This window comes from Duncaniella sp. (genome assembly GCF_029054785.1).
GTDB lineage: Bacteria > Bacteroidota > Bacteroidia > Bacteroidales > Muribaculaceae > Duncaniella.
The window spans coordinates 1-23,237 of record NZ_JAIDEN010000145.1 but is presented as its reverse complement, the minus strand read 5'-3'; the positions used below and the strand labels follow the sequence as shown (position 1 = coordinate 23,237).

15 protein-coding genes and 1 riboswitch are annotated in these 23,237 nt (G+C 55.4%); of the genes, 8 read left to right on the top strand and 7 right to left on the bottom strand.

The window, feature by feature from the left end:
• Position 1: 1 nt before the first annotated feature.
• The 6 genes from trpS to K2H17_RS09025 all read right to left on the bottom strand — a co-directional run bounded on the left by trpS (position 2) and on the right by K2H17_RS09025 (position 6,615).
• A complete protein-coding gene (trpS, locus tag K2H17_RS09050) occupies positions 2-1,063 on the bottom strand; it encodes a tryptophan--tRNA ligase (RefSeq protein WP_300133936.1) in 1,062 nt (353 codons plus the stop codon).
• A gap of 394 nt (positions 1,064-1,457) precedes the next feature.
• Positions 1,458-1,865: a helix-turn-helix transcriptional regulator gene (locus K2H17_RS09045; RefSeq protein WP_300133935.1), complete on the bottom strand. Its 408-nt coding sequence runs from the start codon at positions 1,863-1,865 to the stop codon at positions 1,458-1,460.
• 73 nt (positions 1,866-1,938) lie between these two features.
• The gene (locus K2H17_RS09040; protein ID WP_300133933.1) at positions 1,939-2,133 is read right to left on the bottom strand and encodes a type II toxin-antitoxin system HicA family toxin; all 195 of its coding nucleotides are present in this window, start codon (positions 2,131-2,133) and stop codon (positions 1,939-1,941) included.
• Between the two features lie 68 nt (positions 2,134-2,201).
• Complete coding sequence (locus K2H17_RS09035) at positions 2,202-2,414, bottom strand: hypothetical protein (protein WP_300133932.1); 213 nt, start codon at positions 2,412-2,414, stop codon at positions 2,202-2,204.
• 83 nt (positions 2,415-2,497) lie between these two features.
• Complete coding sequence (locus tag K2H17_RS09030) at positions 2,498-5,509, bottom strand: Ig-like domain-containing protein (protein ID WP_300133930.1); 3,012 nt, start codon at positions 5,507-5,509, stop codon at positions 2,498-2,500.
• 225 nt (positions 5,510-5,734) lie between these two features.
• Positions 5,735-5,977, bottom strand: a riboswitch (cobalamin riboswitch).
• 62 nt (positions 5,978-6,039) lie between these two features.
• A complete protein-coding gene (locus K2H17_RS09025; RefSeq protein WP_300133927.1) occupies positions 6,040-6,615 on the bottom strand; it encodes a cob(I)yrinic acid a,c-diamide adenosyltransferase in 576 nt (191 codons plus the stop codon).
• A gap of 171 nt (positions 6,616-6,786) precedes the next feature.
• On the opposite strand from K2H17_RS09025, the gene K2H17_RS09020 reads away from it, so the two are divergent.
• The 8 genes from K2H17_RS09020 to K2H17_RS08985 all read left to right on the top strand — a co-directional run bounded on the left by K2H17_RS09020 (position 6,787) and on the right by K2H17_RS08985 (position 21,765).
• Positions 6,787-11,154 (top strand): hybrid sensor histidine kinase/response regulator transcription factor, encoded by a 4,368-nt coding sequence (locus K2H17_RS09020; protein ID WP_300133925.1) that lies wholly within the window; start codon positions 6,787-6,789, stop codon positions 11,152-11,154.
• Positions 11,155-11,476: 322 nt separating this feature from the next.
• Entirely contained in the window at positions 11,477-12,772 is a 1,296-nt protein-coding gene (locus tag K2H17_RS09015; RefSeq protein ID WP_300133923.1) for a pectinesterase family protein, read from the top strand.
• An 89-nt stretch (positions 12,773-12,861) separates the two neighbouring features.
• Positions 12,862-16,080, top strand: a complete 3,219-nt coding sequence (locus K2H17_RS09010) for a TonB-dependent receptor (RefSeq protein ID WP_300133921.1) — start codon at positions 12,862-12,864, stop codon at positions 16,078-16,080.
• Positions 16,081-16,114: 34 nt separating this feature from the next.
• On the top strand, positions 16,115-18,295 hold the full coding sequence (locus K2H17_RS09005) for a RagB/SusD family nutrient uptake outer membrane protein (RefSeq protein ID WP_300133919.1): 2,181 nt from the start codon (positions 16,115-16,117) through the stop codon (positions 18,293-18,295).
• 240 nt (positions 18,296-18,535) lie between these two features.
• Positions 18,536-19,138, top strand: coding sequence for a riboflavin synthase (locus K2H17_RS09000; protein WP_300133917.1), 603 nt, complete (start codon positions 18,536-18,538; stop codon positions 19,136-19,138).
• Positions 19,139-19,285: 147 nt separating this feature from the next.
• Complete coding sequence (locus tag K2H17_RS08995) at positions 19,286-19,912, top strand: FKBP-type peptidyl-prolyl cis-trans isomerase (protein ID WP_300133915.1); 627 nt, start codon at positions 19,286-19,288, stop codon at positions 19,910-19,912.
• A 37-nt stretch (positions 19,913-19,949) separates the two neighbouring features.
• Complete coding sequence (locus K2H17_RS08990; RefSeq protein ID WP_300133913.1) at positions 19,950-20,819, top strand: FKBP-type peptidyl-prolyl cis-trans isomerase; 870 nt, start codon at positions 19,950-19,952, stop codon at positions 20,817-20,819.
• A 34-nt stretch (positions 20,820-20,853) separates the two neighbouring features.
• Positions 20,854-21,765 carry an FKBP-type peptidyl-prolyl cis-trans isomerase gene (locus tag K2H17_RS08985; protein ID WP_300133912.1) on the top strand — a complete coding sequence of 304 codons (912 nt, stop codon included), beginning with the start codon at positions 20,854-20,856 and terminating at the stop codon, positions 21,763-21,765.
• A 92-nt stretch (positions 21,766-21,857) separates the two neighbouring features.
• Here the strand turns inward: K2H17_RS08985 and K2H17_RS08980 are convergent, their stop codons facing one another.
• The gene (locus tag K2H17_RS08980) at positions 21,858-23,063 is read right to left on the bottom strand and encodes a DUF5309 family protein (protein WP_300133911.1); all 1,206 of its coding nucleotides are present in this window, start codon (positions 23,061-23,063) and stop codon (positions 21,858-21,860) included.
• Positions 23,064-23,237 lie beyond the last annotated feature (174 nt).

Sequence of the window (23,237 nt, the reverse complement as noted above, 5' to 3'; positions counted from 1 at the left end):
CTTAGAATTTGCGGATGCCCATCACCTGGCGCACTTCGGCGAGGGTCTTGGCAGCGCGTTCGCGGGCACGTTCGGCACCCTGGCGCACCACACGCGAGATGTAGGCCTCGTCGTTGCGGATGTCGTGATAGCGTTCGCGGATCGGGGTTGTCACCTTCAGGATGTCTTCGGCCAGCTGTTTTTTCATGTCTCCGTAGCGGATCGAGCAGTCGGCGTATGCGTCGCGGTAGCTCTGGACGATTTCAGGCGCCGAGGTCAGTTCCATCAGAGTCAGCAGGTTTTCAACCGGCTGCGAGATCGGCTGGTTGGGTTCCTTGGGTCCTTCGTCGGTCACGGCGCGCATCACCTTCTTGCGAAGCACCTTTTCTTCATCGACGAGATAGATGCAGTTGCCCTCGCTCTTGCCCATCTTGCCTGAGCCGTCGAGACCGGGCACCTTTACGGCATGATCGCCGAAGTTGAAGTTCTCAGGTTCGGGGAAGAGTTCCACTCCGTAGAACGAATTGAATCTGCGGGCAAAGCGGCGAGTAAGCTCCAGGTGCTGCTCCTGGTCCTTGCCTACGGGCACCTTGTGGGCTTTCTGGATCAGGATGTCGACAGCCATGAGGGTGGGGTAGGTGAGCAGGCCGGCATTGACGCGCTTGTTGGTGTCCGAACCGATGATCTGCTTCTCGATATCATCATCGGCACCGGCAGCGCCGAGGCCGAGCTGCTTGCGGGCCTTATCCTTGAAAGAGGCGGTGCGGAGGAGTTCGCCGATGCCTACATGCATGTTCAGCAGCAGATACATCTCCGAAATTTCGGGGACGTCGCTTTGCACGAAGATTGTAGCCTTTTCGGGGTCGATTCCTGCGGCGAGATATTCTGCGAGGATATTTTTTACGTTCTCATGCAGGGCGTCCGGGTCCGGATTGGTAGTCAGGGCATGGAGGTCGGCGATGAAGAAAAGACAGTCATAGTCATTCTGCATCTTGACGAATTTGCTGAGAGCGCCGTAATAGTTGCCGAGATGGAGGTTTCCTGTGGCGCGGATGCCGGAGAGAACCACTTCTTTGTTGCTCATAATATGGTGATGGTTAGATTGTTAGTGATGTGATTGGCCCCAAGACGGGCAATTTGGCTACAAATTTACAAAAAAGCTCTGTAACTGCCGAATAAAAACACGCCAAACTCTCTGAACAATCTCTTAATAAAGCATTTATAACACTTCACTCCCCCAGCACCCTTTCCACCCCCGCATCATAAGCAACTCTTCACAATTAAGTAACTCTTCAAAATTAACCGATATAATGTACATAAGTGGCTGCTAAGGTAATCTTTGATACCACAGTCTAAATAAAAATATGATTTTCGATGACTTTCACCTGTCAGACTGAATACATGCCGGGCTAACCAAAAACACCCTCGTTAAAAAAACGAGGGTGCATAATCTGCGAGAACAATGTTTAGGTGTAAAATCAAACAAGTTGAAGCTGACTTAATTCGTTACCGAAAGCGTGGAGGGCGTTCTGAATTTTCTGAGTAGTTTTAGGTGATGGATTACGGTAGCCGTTGGCATACTGAGAGAGTTGAGCCGCCGAGATTCCGGTGAGTTTAGACAGACCGGCGAAGGTGAGTTTGCCGGCATAGTAGAGAAGAAACGAGGGGACATCATAAGCGAAAGAGAATTGAGCTTCGACAAACTCTTTGCCTTCCACCTCAAATAATTTCTTCATATCATTGTAGGCCCGATTCCATTCATCCATAGCCTCGGCCACAGTTGCCCCCTCCCCAACAAGTCCATAAGGAAGATTTGCTTGTTCGTCCATATAGGAAGAATATGATCCGTCGTTTTCGCGGACAATGAAAACTTTTATAGTATTCATATATTTGCTATTTATATTGATAACAATTTATATACAGATTTTGATTAAAAGGAGGGCCTTTCGCTCCTGCTTTTTAGATTTTGAGACCTGAGTCCCGGAGAATGCTTTTCAGAGTTCCTCGCTTGACATCGTCGCCGCCGTGATGGCTTGTCGGAAAAATCTTACCGGTGAGAGGGCTGAACCAAGCCGGGTGTCCTGCAATTTGTTTCCCTGTGATAGGATAACACCCTATTTTCCGGAGGAGTCGGTGTAGTTCGTTATATTTCATTGTTCTCTTGTCTGATTTACACCACAAAGATAATGCTATTATTTTTAATAGCAAAATTAGAATCGCAATTATTTTTCAAAAAACACGGCTCTTTTATTTGCCCGATTTGCACTGAATCGGGTAATAGGGCTTTTGCCGTTTTTCCAAGGTGATTTTGCTTGTTTTTGCCGTTTTTCCAAGGTTTTTCGGGCGATTTTTGCCGTTTTTCCAGGATTTCGGTGGCTGGCAGATCCGGGGGAGGTGTTGATAAGGGCGCTGTCATGGCGAGATTTTTCGCTCATGGCAGCGCCCTTTGGCGTAATACTCGGTATAATGTTTTGCCGAGTGTGCTTAGAGGGTCGTGCTTTTAACGACCTCTCACTTGTTACTTGCGGATCATCTTGACGGTTTCAGAGCCGATGCGGACAAGATAGAGTCCGGAGGGGAGGGCCGAGGTGTCAATGCGGTTCTGACCGGCTTCCAGAGAGGCGCTGATCAGCAGCGATCCCTGCAGGCTATAGACTGACGCGTTTGTGGCAACCGGTGTCTGCACCATGATATAGTCGGTGAAAGGATTGGGATAGGCCTTCACTCCGGCTATGCCGACGGTTTCGATTCCGGACTGGTCTTTCGCTTTGACGGTCACATTGCGGGTGGCGCTGATGTAGGAATATTTGGTTGAGGTAGCTTTTATGGACGCGGTTCCTTCCTTAAGCGCAGTGACGAGACCGTTTTCATCAACGCTTGCAACCTCAGGGTTGGTAGAAACCCAGATGAGTTCCTTGAAATCAGTGTTTTCAGGGGTGTAGACAGGTTTGAGAGAAAGGCTTTCACCCTCGGTCAGTTCTTCGGCTGATTCTTCAAAGGCAAGTTTTTCGAGAGCCATACGGACTATGACATGGCATGTGGCTTTATAGCCGCCGTCAGCAGTGGTTACTGTGACATCTGTTTCTCCTGCCTTGCCGGCTATTGTGTATAAGCGGTTGTTCTTAAGACTGACCACATCAGGATTGGAGAGTTCATAGGTCACATTCTGGTTTGAGGGTTTGGCCGGTGTCCATATCAGGGCTGTCGAGATGATGCGGGTTCCCTTTGTGGATGCAATGGCTTCTACAACCTCGTCTTTGAAGGCAATGCCTTCCACTTTTATGCTCCACACTTCGACAGAGCAGGTGAACTTCTTGCTGCCGTCGGCATTGGCATAGGTGATGACGGCGTTTCCGTCAGCTACGGCTGTCACTTTGCCGTTTTTGTCAACGGTGGCTACTGATTCGTCAGAGCTTGTGACGGTCATGTCTTCGCCGAGGAAAAGTTTGCAGGCTGCGAGAGAGACGGGAGTGGCGTTTTTGCCGAATTCGAGGCTCATGGAGAGTTCCATGCCGTCAGCAAAGGCATCGGTCTTGAACGATACGTCAGGAATAACTCCGGAAAGCTGATACTGAGACACAGCCGTGAAGTTGGGATTGCGGCCTGTGAAATAGTCTATGTCGCGGTGGCCGCCGAGTTTGTCACCGAAACCGCCGAAGGTCAGGCATCCGCCGCTGAGGTCGAAGTCGATGGGCTGCTGGTCGTTTTTGAGTGTTACGGTCACTTTCTGCTGCACGGGGAAATTATATTGGCCGCCTGAGCCTTTGACGCTGTTGTTGTCATAGCCTTCAGGGATGGATGAATATAGAGGCGAGCAACCCTGGTTGTAGATTGCGGCCAGCTTTCCGGCATTGTGGTAGAGGCCGCTGAAGTTTACCTCAAGGACGTCGCCGGGCAGGTTGTAGCTGTCATTACGGACATCTTTGGCCTTGGACACACTGTAAGTGGCAGGTTTTGCTGACATTACCTGGTAGACGCTGTTGCCTGCAGCGTCAGTCAGACAGACGATGTTGCGTCCGAATGCCAGCCGGACGGTATATGAGCCGTCGGCGTTTTTGCTGACTTTTTCAGTCGAGAACCCATTGGGATACGACAGGGTGTTTTTCTCAAGGTCGACAAGCGGAGTGGCCACGCTCACGGAAGCCACGCCTTCAGGGGTAAAGGTGTAGTCGAAACCGTCTTCGCCCTTCATGTAGTAGAAGACATCATGTTCGGCATCAATCTCGCCGGTGCGGTTTTCATGAGTGTAGGGAAGCTTCATGTTGCTTCTGATTCCTTCGGCCTTGTCGCCGACAGTGACCACGAAGGTGCCGACATTTTCGGCCCAGATCGAGCTCCAGAGATTGCCTCCGGCTACATCGACCGACATGGCGTCATAGCGTACCTGCACAATTGCGGTGCCTTGTTTCTTTGCGGTGATGAGGCCTTCAGCCGTGATGTCGATCACCGAATTGTCGGGCTTGAAGTCAGTGCCGAGCACGGTGTAGTGATAGTCGGGTTCGATAAAATAGTTGGCTGTAACGGTGTTGGTCAGCTGCCAGGTGCGCAGGTTGACGATGTGGAACTTGCTGTCAGGCTGCATGTGGAGATGCCCCTGCGGATTGATGTTGAGATATACGTCGGCATAGTTGTAGCCGCTGTTGGCTGCCACGTCATGATTATAATAGTCTGACGGATAGGCGTTGAGTTGGGCGTCGGTAATTGCGATGTCGCCTTTCGAGGGATCAAAGATACCGGCATTGGTGATGCTGCCCTGGCGTGACACGCGGTAGTTGTAGTTGGAGCTCTTGGGCAGACGGTAGGTATAGACCATGTCGTTGCCTGATTCGACAGCCGTTGCCGGATCGTAGTAGGTGAAAGGCACGTAGTGGCGCGATCCGATCTTCTGAGCCACTTTGACTTCGGCATCCTTTGGCGCGGTCAGGGAGAAAGTGACATAGGGCTCGAAAGTGCATGACGCGGAGACATTGAATGTTACGGTCCGTGTTATTGTGACCTCGGCATAGTCTTCGGCATAGTCTCCTAAAGGTAAGAGGGTGGCGGTAAATGAATCGCCGATTCTAACCGGAAAGGTAATCACCTTGCGGGTGCTGTTGGCATAGACCACGGGAGTCACCGGATGGTTTTCGCCTTTCTGGGAGGATACTTTGATCCGGTCGAAGGGAACGTCATAGTCTTTGCCGAGCTGCCATTCGATGCCGTCGGTCTTGTTTGTAGCGTAAAGCGAAATGTTGTAGAGCCTTACGTTGTTGGTTTCGCCGGAGATGGATGTGGTGATAGAGCCTGTCGGGGTGCCTTTGGCATCGAAGAGGTTCATTACGTAGTCGCCCGGATCGCAGTTGAAGGTATAGACGGGGTTTGAATCCGCTGAAGGCTCGCCGATGTTTACGGTCTCGCCTCCGGCTGCAGGGACCACGGTCATTGATTTGCTGATGGTGTTGAGCGTTACGGTCACTTCTGTGGCCGAAGCTCCGGCTGTCCACATCAGTCCTAAGAGTGTGGTCAGAGGAAGTAAAGATTTGATCTTCATTCGGTTTATGATTGGTTAAAATAAAAAGAGTCACTCAGACGCCTGAATGTCAGACAGTCGGGGTGACGGCTATTCATAAACCGTCCGCAATGCGCCCGATCCGCATTTCCGGCCCGGAAGGCTATGGAAACGAGGAAAATGCGCATCCGGCCGGATAGGCCCGGCCGGGGGGAGGTGCGGATAAGATCAGAATCAGTGATGCCGGCTTTAGTCCACGAAAGCTGCAATCAGAATGTCAATTTCGGCAGGTTTCCTGACTTATCCGGCTTTCGCGGCGGCCTTCCCGCAGCCCGGAGTGGGCTTTTGCAGTGACCGTAAAAAAAGTTGCCGTGAAGCTGCTGCCACAGGCTCGTTGCCTTGTGGCGGATTTACAGTAGCGGGTCTGTCCGGGATTCTCACCCGGTTCCCTTTTCAATCCTGTCCGGACCTCTGTCCGGCATAAGGATCACCGAAATTTATGTTGCAAAGTTAAGAAGAATAGTTGGAACGAGATCAAATTCTGCAAAGAAAAAAGCTATCCCCGGCGCTGATCATGACTGCTGCCAGGGGATGTCAGGGGTGCCGGTGAAGTGGTTGATGTAGCGGGCGAGGATGAAGAGATAGTCGCTGAGGCGGTTGATGTAGGTGAGGACGATCGGGGCCACAGGCTCGCCTGTGTCGGCAAGATTGAGTATCTCGCGTTCGGCGCGGCGACACACGGTGCGGGCCACGTGGGCGTGAGCCGCCCCGATGCTTCCGCCCGGCAGAATGAACGTGCGCTGTTCGGGCACCGCTGCATCAAGCGTGTCGATCTGCTTTTCAAGTTCGGCGATGCGGTCGGGTAGGGCTGCGAGCGATTTGGGCAGACTGTCGCCGCTCTCCTCGGCGGGAGGAGTGGCAAGATAGGCGCCGAGATTGAAAAGAGTGTTGTTGATGCTCAGCAGAGTGGCGGTCACGAAGTTGTCAAGTTCCGCACAACGGGCCTGCACAAGCCCTATGTGGGCATTGAGTTCGTCAAGAGTGCCGTAGGCGTTTACACGCGGAGAGTTTTTTGCGACACGCTGTCCGCCGATGAGCGACGTGGTACCGGCATCGCCGGTGCGGGTATAGAGAAGACTTTTTTTCATGATGTGTCAGTTACTTATCAGTTGCTTATTACATATAAACACCCTTTGAAATGCAAATGTCGGAAAAATGCTTTACAAAAGTTGTCATAAAATCTTTAAAGTTATGAAAAAAGCAGTAATTTTGTCAAGTCTGTATCACTGAACCATCTTTACTAATAATAATCCGATACCATGTTTAGACGACCTGACTTCTGGTGCAGGCTTCTGTTTCTGATTATGGCGATTCCGGCTGCTTTTCCGGCTGTCGGAAGTCTTTCGCGCGGGCTTGTCGATGTCAAGAACTATTCCAGCGCTGCCGGACTCTCTCTGAAGATGATCCAGAACATGGTCCAGGACGAGGACGGCTACATCTGGATAGCGACATGGAACGGCCTGGAGAAATTTGACGGCTACACTTTCCGCAACTACAAATCATATCCCACCGATGAGGACCGTCTCCAGCACAACCGCATACAGAATGTCTATCTCGCTTACCCCAAAGCTCTCTGGTGCGAGACCTATGACCACAAACTCTATCTCTTCGACATTTCGACCGCGAAATTCATAAATCCCTTTGCCTCCCATCCGGAAGTCAAGGCCTGCGAGGGTTTTGAAAAAATCTTCTTTCTTGACAATGGAGTGGTCTGGCTCTGCGCAGCCGACGGCTCCACCTGGCGCATCGACGGCAGCCGCTATGCCGCCGAGGGAGGCATCTCGTTCTTTCCGGCAGGCGCCTCCGGGACTGAGGTCTACGGTGTCTTCAACGACTCCGGCGGCGGGGAATGGATTCTGACCAACAGAGGCTACCGCGTCCACGGCAAGCCGGGCATCAGCGGCATGCGCCGTTTTCTCCACGCCGTGCGCGCCGGTGACGACCTCCTGCTTATCGATGACAAAGGTGTCCTCGCGATCTATAACTCTGCCAGTGGCCTGAAGGATGTTGATCCGGGTGTCCGCCTTTCCGGCGCGCCATCCGCCAGAGTTCTGAACGACGGGTCGGTAGCGCTGCCGTCGCTCACCGGCCTGCTGCTCTACAACCGGACCGACCGGACCGCTCGCCATTTCGACGCCGGGATTTCAGGTCCCGTCGAACTGGTCTATGAGCCGTCAGGGCCGAAAGCCGACAGCTGCCTGTGGATGCTTGCCGGTCCCGACGTGTTCCGCATCAACCGAACCGACGGGCAGGTCGAGCGTCTGAGCTATCCGGGCCAGACCGAGACCCAGTTCGTCTTTTTCATCCACGAGGACGAGAGCGGTGAACTCTGGATCCACCCGACTCACGGGCCTCTCTGCCACTACAACCGCGAGTCGGGGCGCCTCGAAAGAGCCTACTGCTATGCGGGCGGACAGAAGACCCCGACCCCTGACATCGACCTCAATTTCATGATCGACAACCACCGCAACCTCTGGGCCCGTGACGTTGTCGGCTTCAACAAGATAAGTTTCCCCACCGGAACAGCCGACTATCTGACATTTTCCGACGACGAGACCCGCAGCGTGTTCATCGACAGCTGCGGGCGTATATGGAGCGGCGACAAGGGGCTGCGCATCAAGATCCATGACCGTGAGGGAAACTATCTCGGCAACTTCACCCGTTCGGGCGCGATTGTCAGAGACGAAAACGCCCGTTTCGGTGCATCGGTCTACGCCATGATGGAGGACAGCCGTGGCCGGATATGGCTTGGAAGCCGTGCCGACGGACTGTTTCTCGCCACTCCAGGCAAGGGTGGCGGCTATACCGTCAGACACTTCCGGGCTGACGCTTCCGGCCGGGATGCCCTGAACTGCGAGGCCATCTATTCCATCCTTGAAGACAAGGCCGGGCGCATCTGGGTCGGTACCTATGGCGGGGGTGTCAATCTCGTAGAGGAAAAAGAGGGTGCGATCCGCTTCCTCAACTCCTTAAACGGCGGTCTTGCAGGCTATCCGGAACGCTACTGCCGCCGGGTGCGCCACATCACAGAGACCTCCGGCGGGGTGATGATGGTCGGAACCACCGACGGACTCCTGACATTCTCCTCGGCTTTCGGCTCCCCCTCGGAGATCACCTGGCACCACAACTGGTGTGACCTCTCGCGCAAGTCGACTCTGAGCAACAACGACGTCTTTTTCTCCTTCGAGGACAGCCGCGGACAGATCTACGTCACCACCCTCGGCGGAGGCATCTGCCGCCTGACATCCCCCGGACTGCTCTCGGACAGCCTGGAGTTCAGCTACACAGGCAAGCAGGAGGGACTGCCGACCGACATGGTCTATTCGCTGGCGGAAGACCGCGAGGGTCGGCTGTGGCTCTCGCTCGAAAACGCCATCTGCCGCTACGATCCATCAGAGGGCCTGATCGAGACCTACGACCGCTACAACCTTCATCTGCCGATCGTGCTTTCGGAAGCCCCCTTTGTCATCGACTCCTGCGGCCGGGCCTACTTCGCTCTGCTCAACGGAACACTCTTCGCCGACCTGCCGAGGCTCAGGAAGAGCGCTTACAGCCCGAACATTGTCTTTGACCGCGTCACGGTGTCGCCTGACAACGAATCGTCCAAAGTCTTCCCCCTGACCGACGGGCGTCTGTGGCTTGAGGCCGATGAGAGGAATTTCGCGGTCTCTTTCGTAGCCCTCGACTTCGACAACACCCAGAACATCTCCTATGCCTACCGCTTGCAGGGGATCAATGAAAACTGGATCGACATAGGCCACAGCCATGAAGCGGCCTTCTACGCCCTTCCCGCAGGCGACTACGTGCTTGAAGTGCGGTCGACCAACGGCGACGGTGTCTGGACCGACAATGTCAGATCGCTTCCGATCCATGTCGAGCCGACATTTGTCGAGACCGTCTATGCCAGGATTCTCTATGTCGGGCTGTTCATCGCCTTCGTGCTCGCCGTCTGGTTTATCGTCACCTATATATTACGGCTTCACCGTCAGGTTGGCATGGAGCAGGAACTGACACGCATGAAACTGCGCTTTTTCACCGATGTCTCCCACGAACTGCGCACCCCTCTGACCCTTATCGTCAACCCGATCGAGGAGGTGATGGCCGATCCGGCGCTCTCGCAGAACTCCAAAGACTATATGGCGATAGCCAAAAGCAACACCGACCGCATGTTGCGTCTGATCAACCAGCTGCTCGACGTGCGCAAGATCCAGAACAACCGGATGAAGATCTATGTGGAGCGGCTCGATGTCGTGCCCCTGTTCCGGCGGATCCATGACGACTTCTCGCTGCTTGCCCGCCAGAAGGGGATCGGTTTCAGCCTCTCGGCCCCGATGCGCGCCCACTGGATGTATACCGATGTAGACAAGCTTGAGAAAATCATCTTCAATCTGCTTTCCAACGCATTCAAATACACGCCCGATGGGCGTAAGGTCACGCTTGAAGTCCGAGCCAACGGTGAAAATCTCGTGTTTGCCGTCATTGACGAAGGTCCGGGGATGGACCGCAGGCAGGTTGCCGGAATCTTCGACCGTTTCGAGACTTTGGGCCGCAAGAAAGGTCTCTTTTCGAGCGGCATAGGCCTGGCGCTGGTGAGCGAGCTTGTAAAGGTGCTCCACGGCAGGATCGAGGTTGACTCGGAAGTAGGGCGGGGGAGCCGCTTTGAAGTCAGTCTTCCCGGCGATTTCGCAACCCTCCATGCCGATCCGGATGCGGAATTTATCCTTACGGACCGCAGCGGGACTGTCGACGGGACTCCCGGAGCGGTCGAGACGCCTGAGCCTCAGGCCGTGGCCGGCGGCTCAGGCGGAAGCGGCGAGGCAGAACTCTCGGTGATGATAGTCGAGGACAATGACGAGCTGAGACGGGTGCTTGCCAGAATGCTCTGCGGCCACTACCGTGTGGTGCAGGCCGCAGACGGCGAGGAGGCCTGGGAGAAGATCGGCGAAGAGATGCCTGACATGATCATCAGTGATATAATGATGCCGCGTCTTGACGGACTCGAACTCTTAGGGCGCATCAGGCAGACGGTCAGCTGCTGCCACATCCCGGTGGTGCTTCTTTCAGCCAAGGCTTCGGTCTATGACCGCATAGCGGGGCTGGAGTGCGGTGCCGACGACTATCTGACCAAGCCTTTCAGCGCCACATATCTGCGCAGCCGCATCAAGTCGCTGCTTGAACAGCGCAACCGGCTCAGAGACTACTTTGTCACCGCTGTCGGCGGCGAGGAGGAGGAAAATCCTGAGGCCGCAGCCGCCGGGCAGCTGCCCGCGCTGACATCTTTCGACGAGAAATTCGTCAGGGAACTTCAGGAGCGCATAGCCGTTGAAATGAAGAATCCTGACTTCACCATCGAGGAAATGGCGGCGGCGATGAATCTGGGGCGGACGGTGTTCAACCGCAAGGTGCGTTCGCTCTTCAACATGGCGCCTGTCGAGCTTCTGAAAAACATGCGGATCCGCTATGCCTGCACTCTGCTTGAAGAGGGTGGCAGCACTGTGGCCGAGGTCGCCTACATGAGCGGATTCTCCTCGCCGCAGTATTTCAACCGAGTCTTCAAGGCGGTCACCGGCCAGACCCCGAAAGACTGGCAGTGCAGCCGTGTGGCTGCCGCGCAGGGGGCAGGCTGACCGCCGTCCTGTCCGTCAGTAGGCTCATTTGTTTCGCACCTACGGCGCTCTGCTTTTGTGGTGGGTGATTTTTTTACCACAGCTGCGGACACCTACGGCGCCCTTGCAGTGGCCTGGATTCTTCCGACCGCTGACGCGGCCTGCCTGATGCTTGAGGGATGGTCAGCCTGATGCTTGAGTGGTATCCGCTAAATTTTTGATTTTAAGGGCGGTGTGGCAGAAAGTGCAATAAATATGTAGAAAAATGCACTTACCGAGGATGTTTGCGATTGTAAATTTGGGGGCTGATAAACACAGTCACCATCTAAACCAATCGAACACCATGAATCAGACTTTAAAATCGACTCTTTTTGTCATTGGCGGTCTCGCGCTGACCTGCGGCTGCGGGCAGCAGGCCGAAGGTTCGCCATTCGACGCGGTTGTGGCGCAGGACGGTTCCGGCGACTACACCTCTGTACAGGAAGCCATTCAGGCGGCTCCTGACAGCCTGACAGCCCCCTGGCTCATATTTGTGAAAAACGGCTCTTATGAGGAGCAGGTCGTAGTGCCTGAGACCAAGCCTTACATCCATCTGATCGGGCAGAACAAGGAGCAGACAATCATTCACCTGAAACTCAATGTAGGCGCCAAGCCTGAAAACGAGGCCGAGGAGTTCTGGAAATACTCCGTCCACAATCCTGAATCGGCGATGCACGGTCTGGAAGGAGCCGTGGTGACGGTCAGGGCACCGCATTTCTATACTGAAAACATCTCTTATGTCAACGACTACGGCTTGGAGGCCCAGGACGGCCCGCAGGCGCTTGCCATGAAAAGCCATGCCGACTGCGCGGCGTTCAACAACTGCATCTTCCGTTCTTTTCAGGACACATGGATGACCACCGTCAAGGATGAGGACCGTCACTATGTGAAAGACTGCTGGATCGAGGGTGCGGTCGACTATCTCTATGGCGGCGGCGATGTGCTGGTCGAGAACAGCACATTCTATAATGTGAGAAGCGGCTCGGTGATCGTGGCTCCATGTCATACGGCAGCCAAATACGGCTATGTCATCCGCGACTGTGTGGTGGACGGCAACGAAAGCGCCGCCGACGGCAGACTCAGTCTCGGACGCCCCTGGCACAACAGTCCGCAGGCCCGCTACGTCAACACCACAATGCGTATCCCCGTTTCAGCCGAAGGCTGGACCGACATGGGAACCGCCCCCGGCATCTTTGCCGAATATGCAAGCCGCGACATCGACGGCAAGGAACTGGACCTGAGCGCCAGAAAGACAACTTACAACTATACCACACGCGAAGGGGAGAAGAAGAGCGGCACCTCGCGCACCTCAGTGTCAGCCGAGGAAGCCGCCGGACTGGTCTATGAAAACATGATTCCCGGCAATGACGGCTGGGATCCCCGCGCAATGATGACCACTCTGCCCGCCCCGGCCAATGTGACTGTCGACCGTCAGACTGTCAGATGGGAGCCTGTCGGCGAAGCCCGCGGCTACATCGTGCTTGACGGCGAGGAAGTGGCCGGATTCACTCTCGGCAACCGCTTCAGCCTGCCCTCGGCTCCCAAGGGTGAAGTCAGAGTGCGCGCGGTGAACGCCTATGGCTCGCTCGGCGCGGTGTGAGAATCAGAAATCAAAATTCCTTATTCTAATAACCTATTCTTAGTATGAGAACCAATCAAAAAACTCTTACCAGACTGTTTTGCCTGGTCATGGCGTTGCTGTTCTCCCAGGCTATCCACGCCCAGAACATCGCAGTGACCGGAACAGTGACCGATCCGCAGCATGAAGTGCTTGCCGGAGTCGTAGTGACTGAAAAAGGCAAACCTACAAACGGTGTCGTGACTGATATTGACGGCAATTTCTCGATCAATGTGGCAGCGCAGGGCACCCTCGTGTTCACCTATACAGGCTTTGTCAGCCAGGAAGTCAGGGTTGACGGACGTCAGCGCATAGACGTGGTCCTGAGCGAAGATCTCCAGAGCCTTGAAGAGGTAGTCGTGATCGGCTACGGCACCATGCGCCGCAAGGACCTCACGGGAGCAGTGGCTTCGGTGAAGGGCGAAGACCTCGTGGCCAATCCGGTCTCAAATGTTACCCAGGCCCTCCAGGGACGCCTGCCGGGTGTCAATGTGGTCTCGCAGGACGGACGTCCGGGCGCCACAGTCTCGGTGCGTGTGCGCGGAGGCGGCTCAATCACCCAGAGCAATGAACCGCTCTATGTGGTCGACGGTTTCCCCGTTGCAAACATCAACAACATCGCGGCTTCGGAAATCGAGTCGATCGACGTGCTTAAGGATGCGGCCTCGACCGCCATCTACGGTGCGCGCGGCGCCAACGGTGTAATCCTCGTCACCACCAAGTCAGGCCAGAGCGGCAAGGCAAAAGTGACTTATGAAGGCTATGTGCAGTTCAAGCATGCCGCCAAAAAGCAGGAAGTGCTGTCGGCTCAGGAATATATCCTTGACAACTGGAGCTATGCCGCCTCGCGCGGATCGGGCCATCAGGAGGCTATGGAGAAATATTTCGGCCTCGGATCCAAATATGGCAACCACTATGCCGACTATGCCGGGGTGAAAGCCCATCAGTATGACGACGACATCCTCCGTACCGGCTTCAGCCACAACCACAACCTGAGTATCAGCGGAGGTTCGGAAAACACCAAGATGGCCTTCAACATCGGCTATATCGACGACGAAGGTATCCGCATCAACTCGGACTACGACCGTCTGACCACATCGCTGAAAGTGCAGCAGAAGATCTTCAGCAACCTCACCTTCAATGCCGAGGTGCGCTATGACGAGTCAAACCTCAACGGTGCGGGTGCCCGCTACACGGCAGGTGCCTATCACTACAAGCCGATCGACAATCCGCTCGGCGGAATTCCCTACACCGACGTCAGCTCAGGCTTCAGCTTCGGTGTGCAGAACATCGACGACTCCCACAACCCCGTTGATCTCATCAACGACATCACCGCCAAGAACCACAACCGCAATTTCCGCGGCAATGCGGCCCTGACATGGGAGATCATCCCCGGTCTGACGGCGCGTTCGGAACTGGCCATGACCCGCAGCTCGTCGAAAAACACCTATTATGAAGACGGCTACACCAACGGCGACAAGCGCGCAACCATCTCGCGCGGCACTTCAAAAGGTCTCCGCTGGGTCACCACCGGCAACTATATGTTCGACCTCAAGGAGATCCACTCCTTCAACATCCTCGCAGGCTATGAACTTCTCAGAAGCGAGAACGAATCGACCTATGCCGAAGGCCGCGGCTTCCCCTCGACTTTCGACTATGACCACGCCATCGCAATGATGCACACTGCCACTTACAGCAGCTCGTTCTACAACACGTTCGGAGTGCCTGACCGCACGGTGTCATGGTTCGGACGTCTCAACTACACACTTCTTGACCGCTATCTCTTCACGGCAACGTTCCGCGCCGACGGCTCATCGAAATTCGCACCCAACAACCGCTGGGGCTATTTCCCCGCCGTGGCTGCCGGATGGCGCCTCTCGGAAGAAAACTTCATGGAAGGCACACGCGACTGGCTCTCCAACCTCAAGCTGCGTCTTTCGTGGGGTGAATCAGGAAGCGACAACATCAACTCAAACCTCTGGCGCGAGACCTGGTCAAGCTCCACAAACAACAAGCTGCCGATCAACGGCGAGTTCGGACCCTTCTACCGTCCCGACGGTCTGAAAGCCAATCCGGACCTGAAGTGGGAGACAACCGTGTCGCGCAACATCGGTGTGGACTTCGGCGTCCTCAACAGCCGCATCAACGGTTCTGTCGAGCTTTACTGGAACACCACAAAGGATCTTCTGATGCTCGTGCCAGTGGACAACACATCGGGCTACTCCCACCAGTATCAGAACTTCGGCCAGATCTCCAACCGAGGTATAGAGATTTCGGTCAACGCCGACATCTACCGCAACAAGGATTTCCGCTTCAGCGCAGGCGCGATCTACAACTACAACCGCAACAATCTCGACAAGATGCAGAACGCCGACCAGTACATCTATTCATCCTACTGGGGATCGTCGGCTCAGACCCCCTCGATGGACTGGATGCTCGCTGTCGACAAACCGATCGGACTCGTGCGCGGCTACAAGGCCGACGGATTCTACACCACGGCTGATTTCGACTACGCCAACGGAGTCTATACCCTCAAGGACGGTGTGCCCGACCTGACCAAGGACATCACAGCAACCTACATGCACCCGTTCAATCTTCCCAACGGCCAGGTAGCCTTCCCCGGCGCCCCGAAGTTTGTCGACACCAATGATGATGATAAAATCGACGCCACAGACGCAGTGAATCTCGGCGAAGTTCGCCCGCGCCACACCGGCAGCTTCCACCTCGACTTCGGCTACAAGGGCTGGGATCTCTCGGCCAACTTCAACTGGACTTACGGCGGCAAGGTCTACAACGCCAATGCCATGATGGACGCTTCGGGCAACGAGTATGTCGGCCTGACCCGTCAGTACGGCGCCTGGCGAGCCGACTGCTACAAGGTCTACGATGTCAACAGCGCCGGCGACCTCTATGCAGTGACCGATCCCGCAGAGCTCAACGCACTCAACCGTAATGCCAAATCGGCCCTCCCGTACCATCAGAGCGGCATCGTATCCTCTGAATTCCTTGAAGACGGCTCTTATCTGCGCCTCCAGACCCTCACGCTCGGCTACACACTGCCCCAGCAGCTCACCAAGAAGGCCCACATCTCCAACTTCCGCCTCTACGTGACCGCCGGCAATCTTTTCACCATCACCGGCTACAAGGGACTGGATCCCGAAGTCAACACCAACACGGCAGGCACCGTGGGCTTCGGCAGCAATATCCGCAACTTCCCGATGTTCAACATGGACTACGGCACCTATCCCCGTGCACGCACATGGACCATCGGCGCCTCCCTGTCATTCTAACCGAACAGCTAACAAACTCTTAAATTGAACCATCATGAACAAGTTTATAAATATAGCACTCGTATCGGCCCTCGCACTCGGCGTGGCCTCATGCGAGGACTACCTCGACACCAACTCGCCGAGCGTTTCGGACCGCGAGTTCGTATTTTCAAGCGAGGAGTCGGCGCGCGGCGCCCTCAACTATGGCTACGAGCTCCTGCGGGCCAACCGCAACATCCATTCGGTCGGAATCTTCTGGAGCCCGATCTGGGGTTCGGACATGGAAGGTCTTCAGGACAGCTATCAGGACGGCGATGCCGGACAGCTGGAGAAGGGCTTCTACCCGACAGGCACTTCGGCGATCAATATCAACGGATTGCAGGGCTGGGAAGTGTTCGGCGACCTTTACAAGACAATTGGCGTGTGCAACGCGCTGATCGACAGCTTCGAGTCGCTCGAAAACTTCAAATCGCTGATGAGCGGCGAACCCAACGCACTGTCTGACATCTACGGACAGGCCGTGGCGCTGCGTTCGACCTGCTATTTCGAACTCTGCCGCTACTACGGCGATGTGCCTTTCGTAGAACATGCGGGAGAGAGCGCCGAGGGGCTGAAATCACGTTTCGCCATCTACGATCTCTGCATCAGCAAACTCCGTGAGGTCGAGCCTCACATGTATCGTGCGGGAGAGAACGGCGTCCGTGCCGATGTCATGAACCGCAACTATGTCCAGGGTCTCATCGGCCGCATCGCGCTCTACAACGCGGGCTATTGCACCCGCCGCACCGATCTTGAGGCCGGATTTTATGTCAACGGCAAGGGAGAGGGACTCTCTTTCGACGATCTCTGTGTGGAGGATCCGCAGACCAAGGCCGTCTATGGCCGCCGCGCCGACTGGCGCACAGTTCTCCAGGACGCGCTTCCCTATCTTGAGGCCTGTGTGCAGCAGCCCGGTTCGATCCAGTTCCATCTCACCGACCCGCGCGGCACCGACGCCCAGGGCCGTCTCTTCAACAACCCCTACCAGTATGTGTTCAACCAGATGCACAAGGACAACTCCCTCGATCTGGCCGACGAGAGCGTCTATGAGATCCCGTTCATGTTCAACGGCGGTTCGGACCGTCCGGGCTATATCGGACGTGCGTCGACCGGCGGCAACTATGGCGCACCCTGCGTGGGCTGCGGACAGAACCGCATCCAGCCCCATGTCTACTACGGATGGTTCGATCCGAAGGATGCCCGCAGAGACGCTTCGTGCTGTGTGACCGGCGCCGACGGCAACGGACGTGAGTTCCTGCTCTCGCTTGACATCTCCAACTGGGGCAAGGTCGGAGTGACCTGCAACAAGTGGGACTGGAACCGCATGAAGAAACCCGACACCGCTACCTATGGCAACTCGGCTATCAACGTCAGCTACATGCGCATGTCGGATGTCTATCTGATGCTTGCCGAAGTCTATGCGGCCCTGGGTCAGGACGGTCAGGCCAAGACATGGCTGGCGCGTGTCCACAACCGCAACTTCCCCGGCGGTGTCGATGCCGGACTTGACAGCTGGATCGCAGCCTGCGGCGCCGAATTCTCGTCGACCGACTGGAGCGCGACGTACAAGGCCGTCATCAAGGAACGCGCACTTGAGTTTGTCGGTGAAGGTGTCAGACGTTTCGACCTCATCCGCACCGGTCTTCTTCCTGAAGCGGCAGTCAACAACCGCCGAGACATGACCAAGGTGCTCGAAGATATCCGCGACAAGGGTTACGCCGAGTTTGAGAACGGCAACCAGATCCCGGCCTATGTCTGGGTGAAGAATGTGGACAGCCGCACGCTCTACGGCTATCGTCTGACGGCAGGCACACCGGCGGGTCAGGAGTCTGATCCGGTGATGTATCCGGGATGGCGCGGCGTCCATGACGATTGGGACGGAGTTCTCGGCTCGTTCGGCTATGCCACATTCAACCATAACGCCACCAACGTGGCCATCAAGGGTCTGTTCGAATACGTTGCTCCCGGCTCGGCCAAGGCTCAGGAATGGGAAGCCGAAGGATATGTGCAGACACCCTGGGGCATAGATCTCATCAAGGACAGCAAAAACTGGGACACACATGCCTATAAAGTGCTTGCCGGTATCACCGATGCCGACTATCAGGCTCGCAAGTCGCCCGTCACAGTGCGTCCGTTCCGCTATCAGGATCTGCTGAACTCAGGAATCACAAACGGCTATGGCTTCCGTCAGGAATGATCGCAGGCCGGATGTCACCCACGTTGCAAATGAAAATTTTATGCAGTAATGCTTTGGAGCTATAAGATCCTGTTTCATGCAATTAAATTAAGGTAAGTAACTGATCCCCGCGGGGGTGGAGGAGCTGAAGACGCTCTTCCACCCCTGTTTTTTGAAAAACGGGGCAAAAGTTGTAAATTTGTGCGGAGTAAGATATAAAAACAGAATCCAAACAAATTCTATAAAGAAATCAGAAATATCATGTTTTCAGGAATAGTAGAAGAGGCTGCCGAAGTTGTTGAGGTGGTCCGCCGTGACGGCAATGTCGATCTGCGTGTAAGATGCAGTTTCACGGATGAGCTTAAGATTGACCAGAGTGTTGCCCACAACGGAGTCTGCCTGACGGTTGTGTCGCTTCCGGGCGACGGTACCTATACCGTGACCGCGATCCGGGAGACGCTTGACCGCAGCAATCTCGGCCTGCTTGAGGCCGGCAGCCTTGTTAATCTCGAACGTTCGATGATGATGAACGGTCGGCTTGACGGCCACATTGTGCAGGGACATGTGGACTGCACCGCTGTCTGCGAGGAGATCGAGGAGGTTGAGGGTAGCCGCTATTACAAGTTCCGCTACGAGGTTGATCCGCGCATGGCCGCCAAGGGCTATGTCACCGTTGAAAAAGGCTCGGTGACGGTCAACGGCGTGAGCCTCACGGTCTGCGACTCAGAGCAGTATTCATTCCGCGTGGCGATCATCCCCTATACATTCGAGCACACCAATTTCAAGAATATCCGCCCCGGAAGCCGCGTCAACATCGAGTTTGACATCATCGGCAAGTATCTGGCGCGTCTTAACGAGTTTTAAGCCAACTATTAGGCAGATAGCTTGTTATAAGTCATAAAGGACATGGCGGGCGTCGGATTTAACTTTTTTAAATTAAAAATTTTAAAGAGGTAGCCGCAAAATAGCCTATCTTTGCAGACTTGATGACAACTAACGCACTATATAATTATGGAAAATAAAGAATTAGACCGCATCAGCTATGCTCTCGGACTGAGTATGGGCAACAATTTCCGTGCCAGCGGAATTCAGGAAATCAACGTTGAGGATTTTGCCGACGGCGTTGCAGCTGTGTTCTACGGCAGCGAGCCCAAGATGACTTATGACGAGGCAAAGGCTGAGATTCAGAAATATTTCACAGCCCTCGAAGAGAAGCAGCGCGCCGAGGCCGCCAAGATGGCCGAGGTGAATGCCGCAGCAGGCAAGCAGTTCCTCGAAGAGAACGGCAAGCGTGCCGAAGTGAAGACCACAGCCTCAGGCCTTCAGTATGAAGTGATCCAGGAAGGCGACGGCGAGATGCCGACCGCCCAGGATCAGGTTGAGGTTCACTACACCGGCAAGCTGATCGACGGCACAGTGTTCGACAGCTCCGTTGAGCGCGGCGTTCCCGCCACTTTCGGTGTCACTCAGGTGATTCCCGGCTGGGTTGAGGCTCTTCAGCTCATGAAGGCAGGTTCGAAATGGCGTCTGTTCATCCCCTCGCAGCTGGCTTACGGCCCGCAGGGTGCAGGCGGCATGATCGGCCCGAACTCGACGCTGATTTTCGATGTCGAGCTTCTGAAAGTCATTAAGAAGTAAATCTGACACAGTTCAGTCAGTCATTCTGATCTGAAATATGCTGACAGAAAGTATTGCGATGCGAGCAGTGCGGGCGCTGATTACGGCGGCCGCACTGACGCTTGCTTTTACGGCAGGGGCACAGACAGCACCAGCCGACTCGCTGACCAGGGCATTGGCCACCTTCTGGGGGACATCCTTGAGACCTGTGAACTTCAGCGCCGATGAGAAAGCCGCCTTCATGAACGGAGTCTATGCGGCTCTGAGCGACACGAGTTCCGTCAGCTCGGCTTACAGCCAGGGGGTCAACCTTGGGCTGAATTTTGCCTCCGGGCTTAACGAAATGGAGTCGCTTGGACTGAAGGTTGACCGTCAGGCATTTGCCCAGGCCATCCTTTCGGTGCTCAAGGGCGAAAATATAGGCTTCACATCCAAGAGCGCAGGCGAGTTTATAGACCGCCAGATAGCCCCGCTGACCGGCGCCCGCGACAAGGCGGCGTTCACCCCTGAGAGCCAGGCGGCGTTTGTCGCTCAGGCTGCGGGAAAAGAAGGAGCCGTCACCACGGCCTCCGGTCTGGTCCTTCAGGTGATCACCGAGGGAGAGGGTGAGTTTCCGTCAGATAATGACCGGGTGGAGCTTGAATACATCGGTCGTCTGAGCGACGGAAGCATCTTTGACGAGACAGAGCAGCCGGTCAATTTCGATCTGGTCCGTCTTGTGCCCGGATTCAGTGAGGGTCTGAAACTGATGCGCCCCGGCGGAGAATACCGCATAGTGTTTCCGGCGGCACTCGGCTATGGCGAGCGGGGAGTGGGCGATGTGATCCCACCCGGCGCGGCCCTCGATTTCACGGTGAAGCTCCTGTCGGTCGACCGCGGGTCAGCCACGCAAGTGATCTCTAAAGAATCAGTAAATAACAATCTCTAAAATAATAATCTCTAAAATAACAATAAACAGTTTTATGAAAAAACTTCTCATGGTATGCGGCGTTGCCGCATTGATGTTCGGTGCAACTTCCTGCAACAAGACATCATCATCAGACAGTGCCAACAAAGGTTTTGGTGACTCTCTCTCTGTTGCTATCGGCTCGTCACAGGGCAGCCGTATTCTTTCGGATTACATGTCTCTTCCCGCAGAGCAGCAGGCCAACTTCAAGAAAGACGATATTCTCCGCGGTCTCAAGCAGGCCCTCATGACCGACACTACCCAGCAGGGCTATCTGACCGGCCTTCAGTTCGGTATGCAGCTTTTTGGCCAGGTGCTCCGCTATGAGGAAGCCGGTATCCCCATTGACCGTGCGAAACTCTATGAGGCTTATGCCAAGGCATTCTCCGCAGATTCAGTTGACGCAGACCAGATGCGTGAGCTTCAGATCCAGTTCCAGACGCTTGCCCAGGAGGCCCAGCAGAAGATGATGGCTTATTATCAGGAACAGGAAGCCGCTGCCCGCGCCGCTAAGGAAGACAGCCCCGAAGCCAAGGAAAACGTAGCCAAGGGTGAGGCTTATCTCAAAGACCTCATGGCCAAGGATCCTGAAATCAAGGTTACTGAATCAGGTCTTGCCTACAAGGTTGTCAAAGAAGGTACAGGCGAAGCAGTCGGTGCCAACGGCAGCGCCAAGGTGAAATATACCGGCAAGCTGATCGACGGCAAGGAATTCGACAGCAACTCTGAGGGTGTCGTGATGAACCCCAACCGTGTCGTTCCCGGTTTCGGCGAAGGTCTTTCAATGATGAAGAACGGTTCTCAGTATGTGCTCTACATTCCCGGCAAGCTCGCCTATGGTGTGGACGGCAATCCCCAGGCCGGCATCGCCCCCAACGCTATGCTCGTGTTTGAGGTTGAGACTTCTGACGTTACTCCCGCCAACTAAGAAATATAATATACAACAAGAGAAACGGAGGACTCCCGGTGTGGGGGTCCTCCGCTTTTTTTGGGGGGTGTGTTTAATGACAAGAGTCAGAATCAGCGTGTGGTGATGCGCATGTGGGCGTTGGGGTGACGGAGCACCAGGCATGAGGCTTCGGTCAGGACCACGCCTTCGGTGTTGCGCAGACCCTGTTTGCGGAAGCTGATGCGTTCGGCCGAGAAGGGGACGTGGGAGTATTTCGACAGGAATTCAGGGTCGATGACCATTCCGTTGTCGGGCATTCCGCAGAGATCGAAGACTTCGGAATGGTGGACGTAGAAGGTGCCGAACTTGGTGACAACGAGATGGAAGTCGATTCCCCAGACGGTTTTCTTGTCCTCGGCGCTGACGATGCGGACGGCGTTGAGGTTGTTGAGGGCTTCGATCAGGCCTGATCCGCCGAGGAGGACTTTGCGCGAGGAGCCGGAGTGGCCGGTGAAGGCGCAGCGGGCCATGCGGACAAGGTCGGATTCCTGGAGCTTGCCGGGTTCGTAGGCAAAGGTGTTGTCGGTCTGGTTCCAGATGCCTCCGGTCAGGAAGACTTCGTCGCCGGTGTTGGCAAGTTCGATGCGTGATCGGGCGCCGAAGAGGAAGGATTTTTCCATGCCGAGGCGCATGTCCATGATGGCCACTTCTTCCTGATCGGTGAATTCCCAGCCTACTTCCTTGTCGGCAAGGCGCTGGTAGAGACTTTCTTCGACCTGGCTTTTGAAGATCTGACAGTAGTTGTATTCCTTTCGGGGTAGGGCGACAAACTGGGTTGTCTGGACGTCGAGTTCGCGGGCTGCGCGCCCCATGCGGACCACTGCGGCTCCTGCCTGAAGTTCCGCGCCGGTGATGGCTCCGGAGTTTTGCTCGATGTTGACGGGGATGAAGGTGATGGCGTTGTCGGAAACTGCGGTGATGTAGCCGACGAGCGCCTGGCCCAGATATGCGCCGGAGGTCATCGGGACGGAGGGGATGAGGATGGTCTCGGTCTCGGAGAAGATGGCGCTGTTGGAGACTTTGACGGTGATCGGTTTGCCGGCTTCGATGGAGAGGGAGCGGATTGATTCGGTGACTGTGGTGCTGCCTTCTTTGGTGTCGACCGAGTAGTATTCGACTCGCATTGATCCGGCATGGCGGGCGGCGCCGAGGCGTGAGATCTGGTCGAGCGGGGTGGAGGAGGGGCGGATCTTGACGATGCGGGTGTCAATTTCGTTGCGCAGGAGTTCGGGGGCGTTTTCTTTGGTGAGGGTGGTGGTGAGAATGTTGGTTTCCATAATTTTGATTTTGGGTTTATTTTATAATATGTGTGTCAGAGGTTCGGGCTGTTGTCAGTCGGGCCATGCGCTGGGGCGGATTGCTGAGAGGACTGAGCTGTTGGGGTCGGTGGGGTCGGGACGGTCATCGTCTTGGTGGCGGACGAGTTCCCAGAGGGTGTAGCGGCGGGGGGC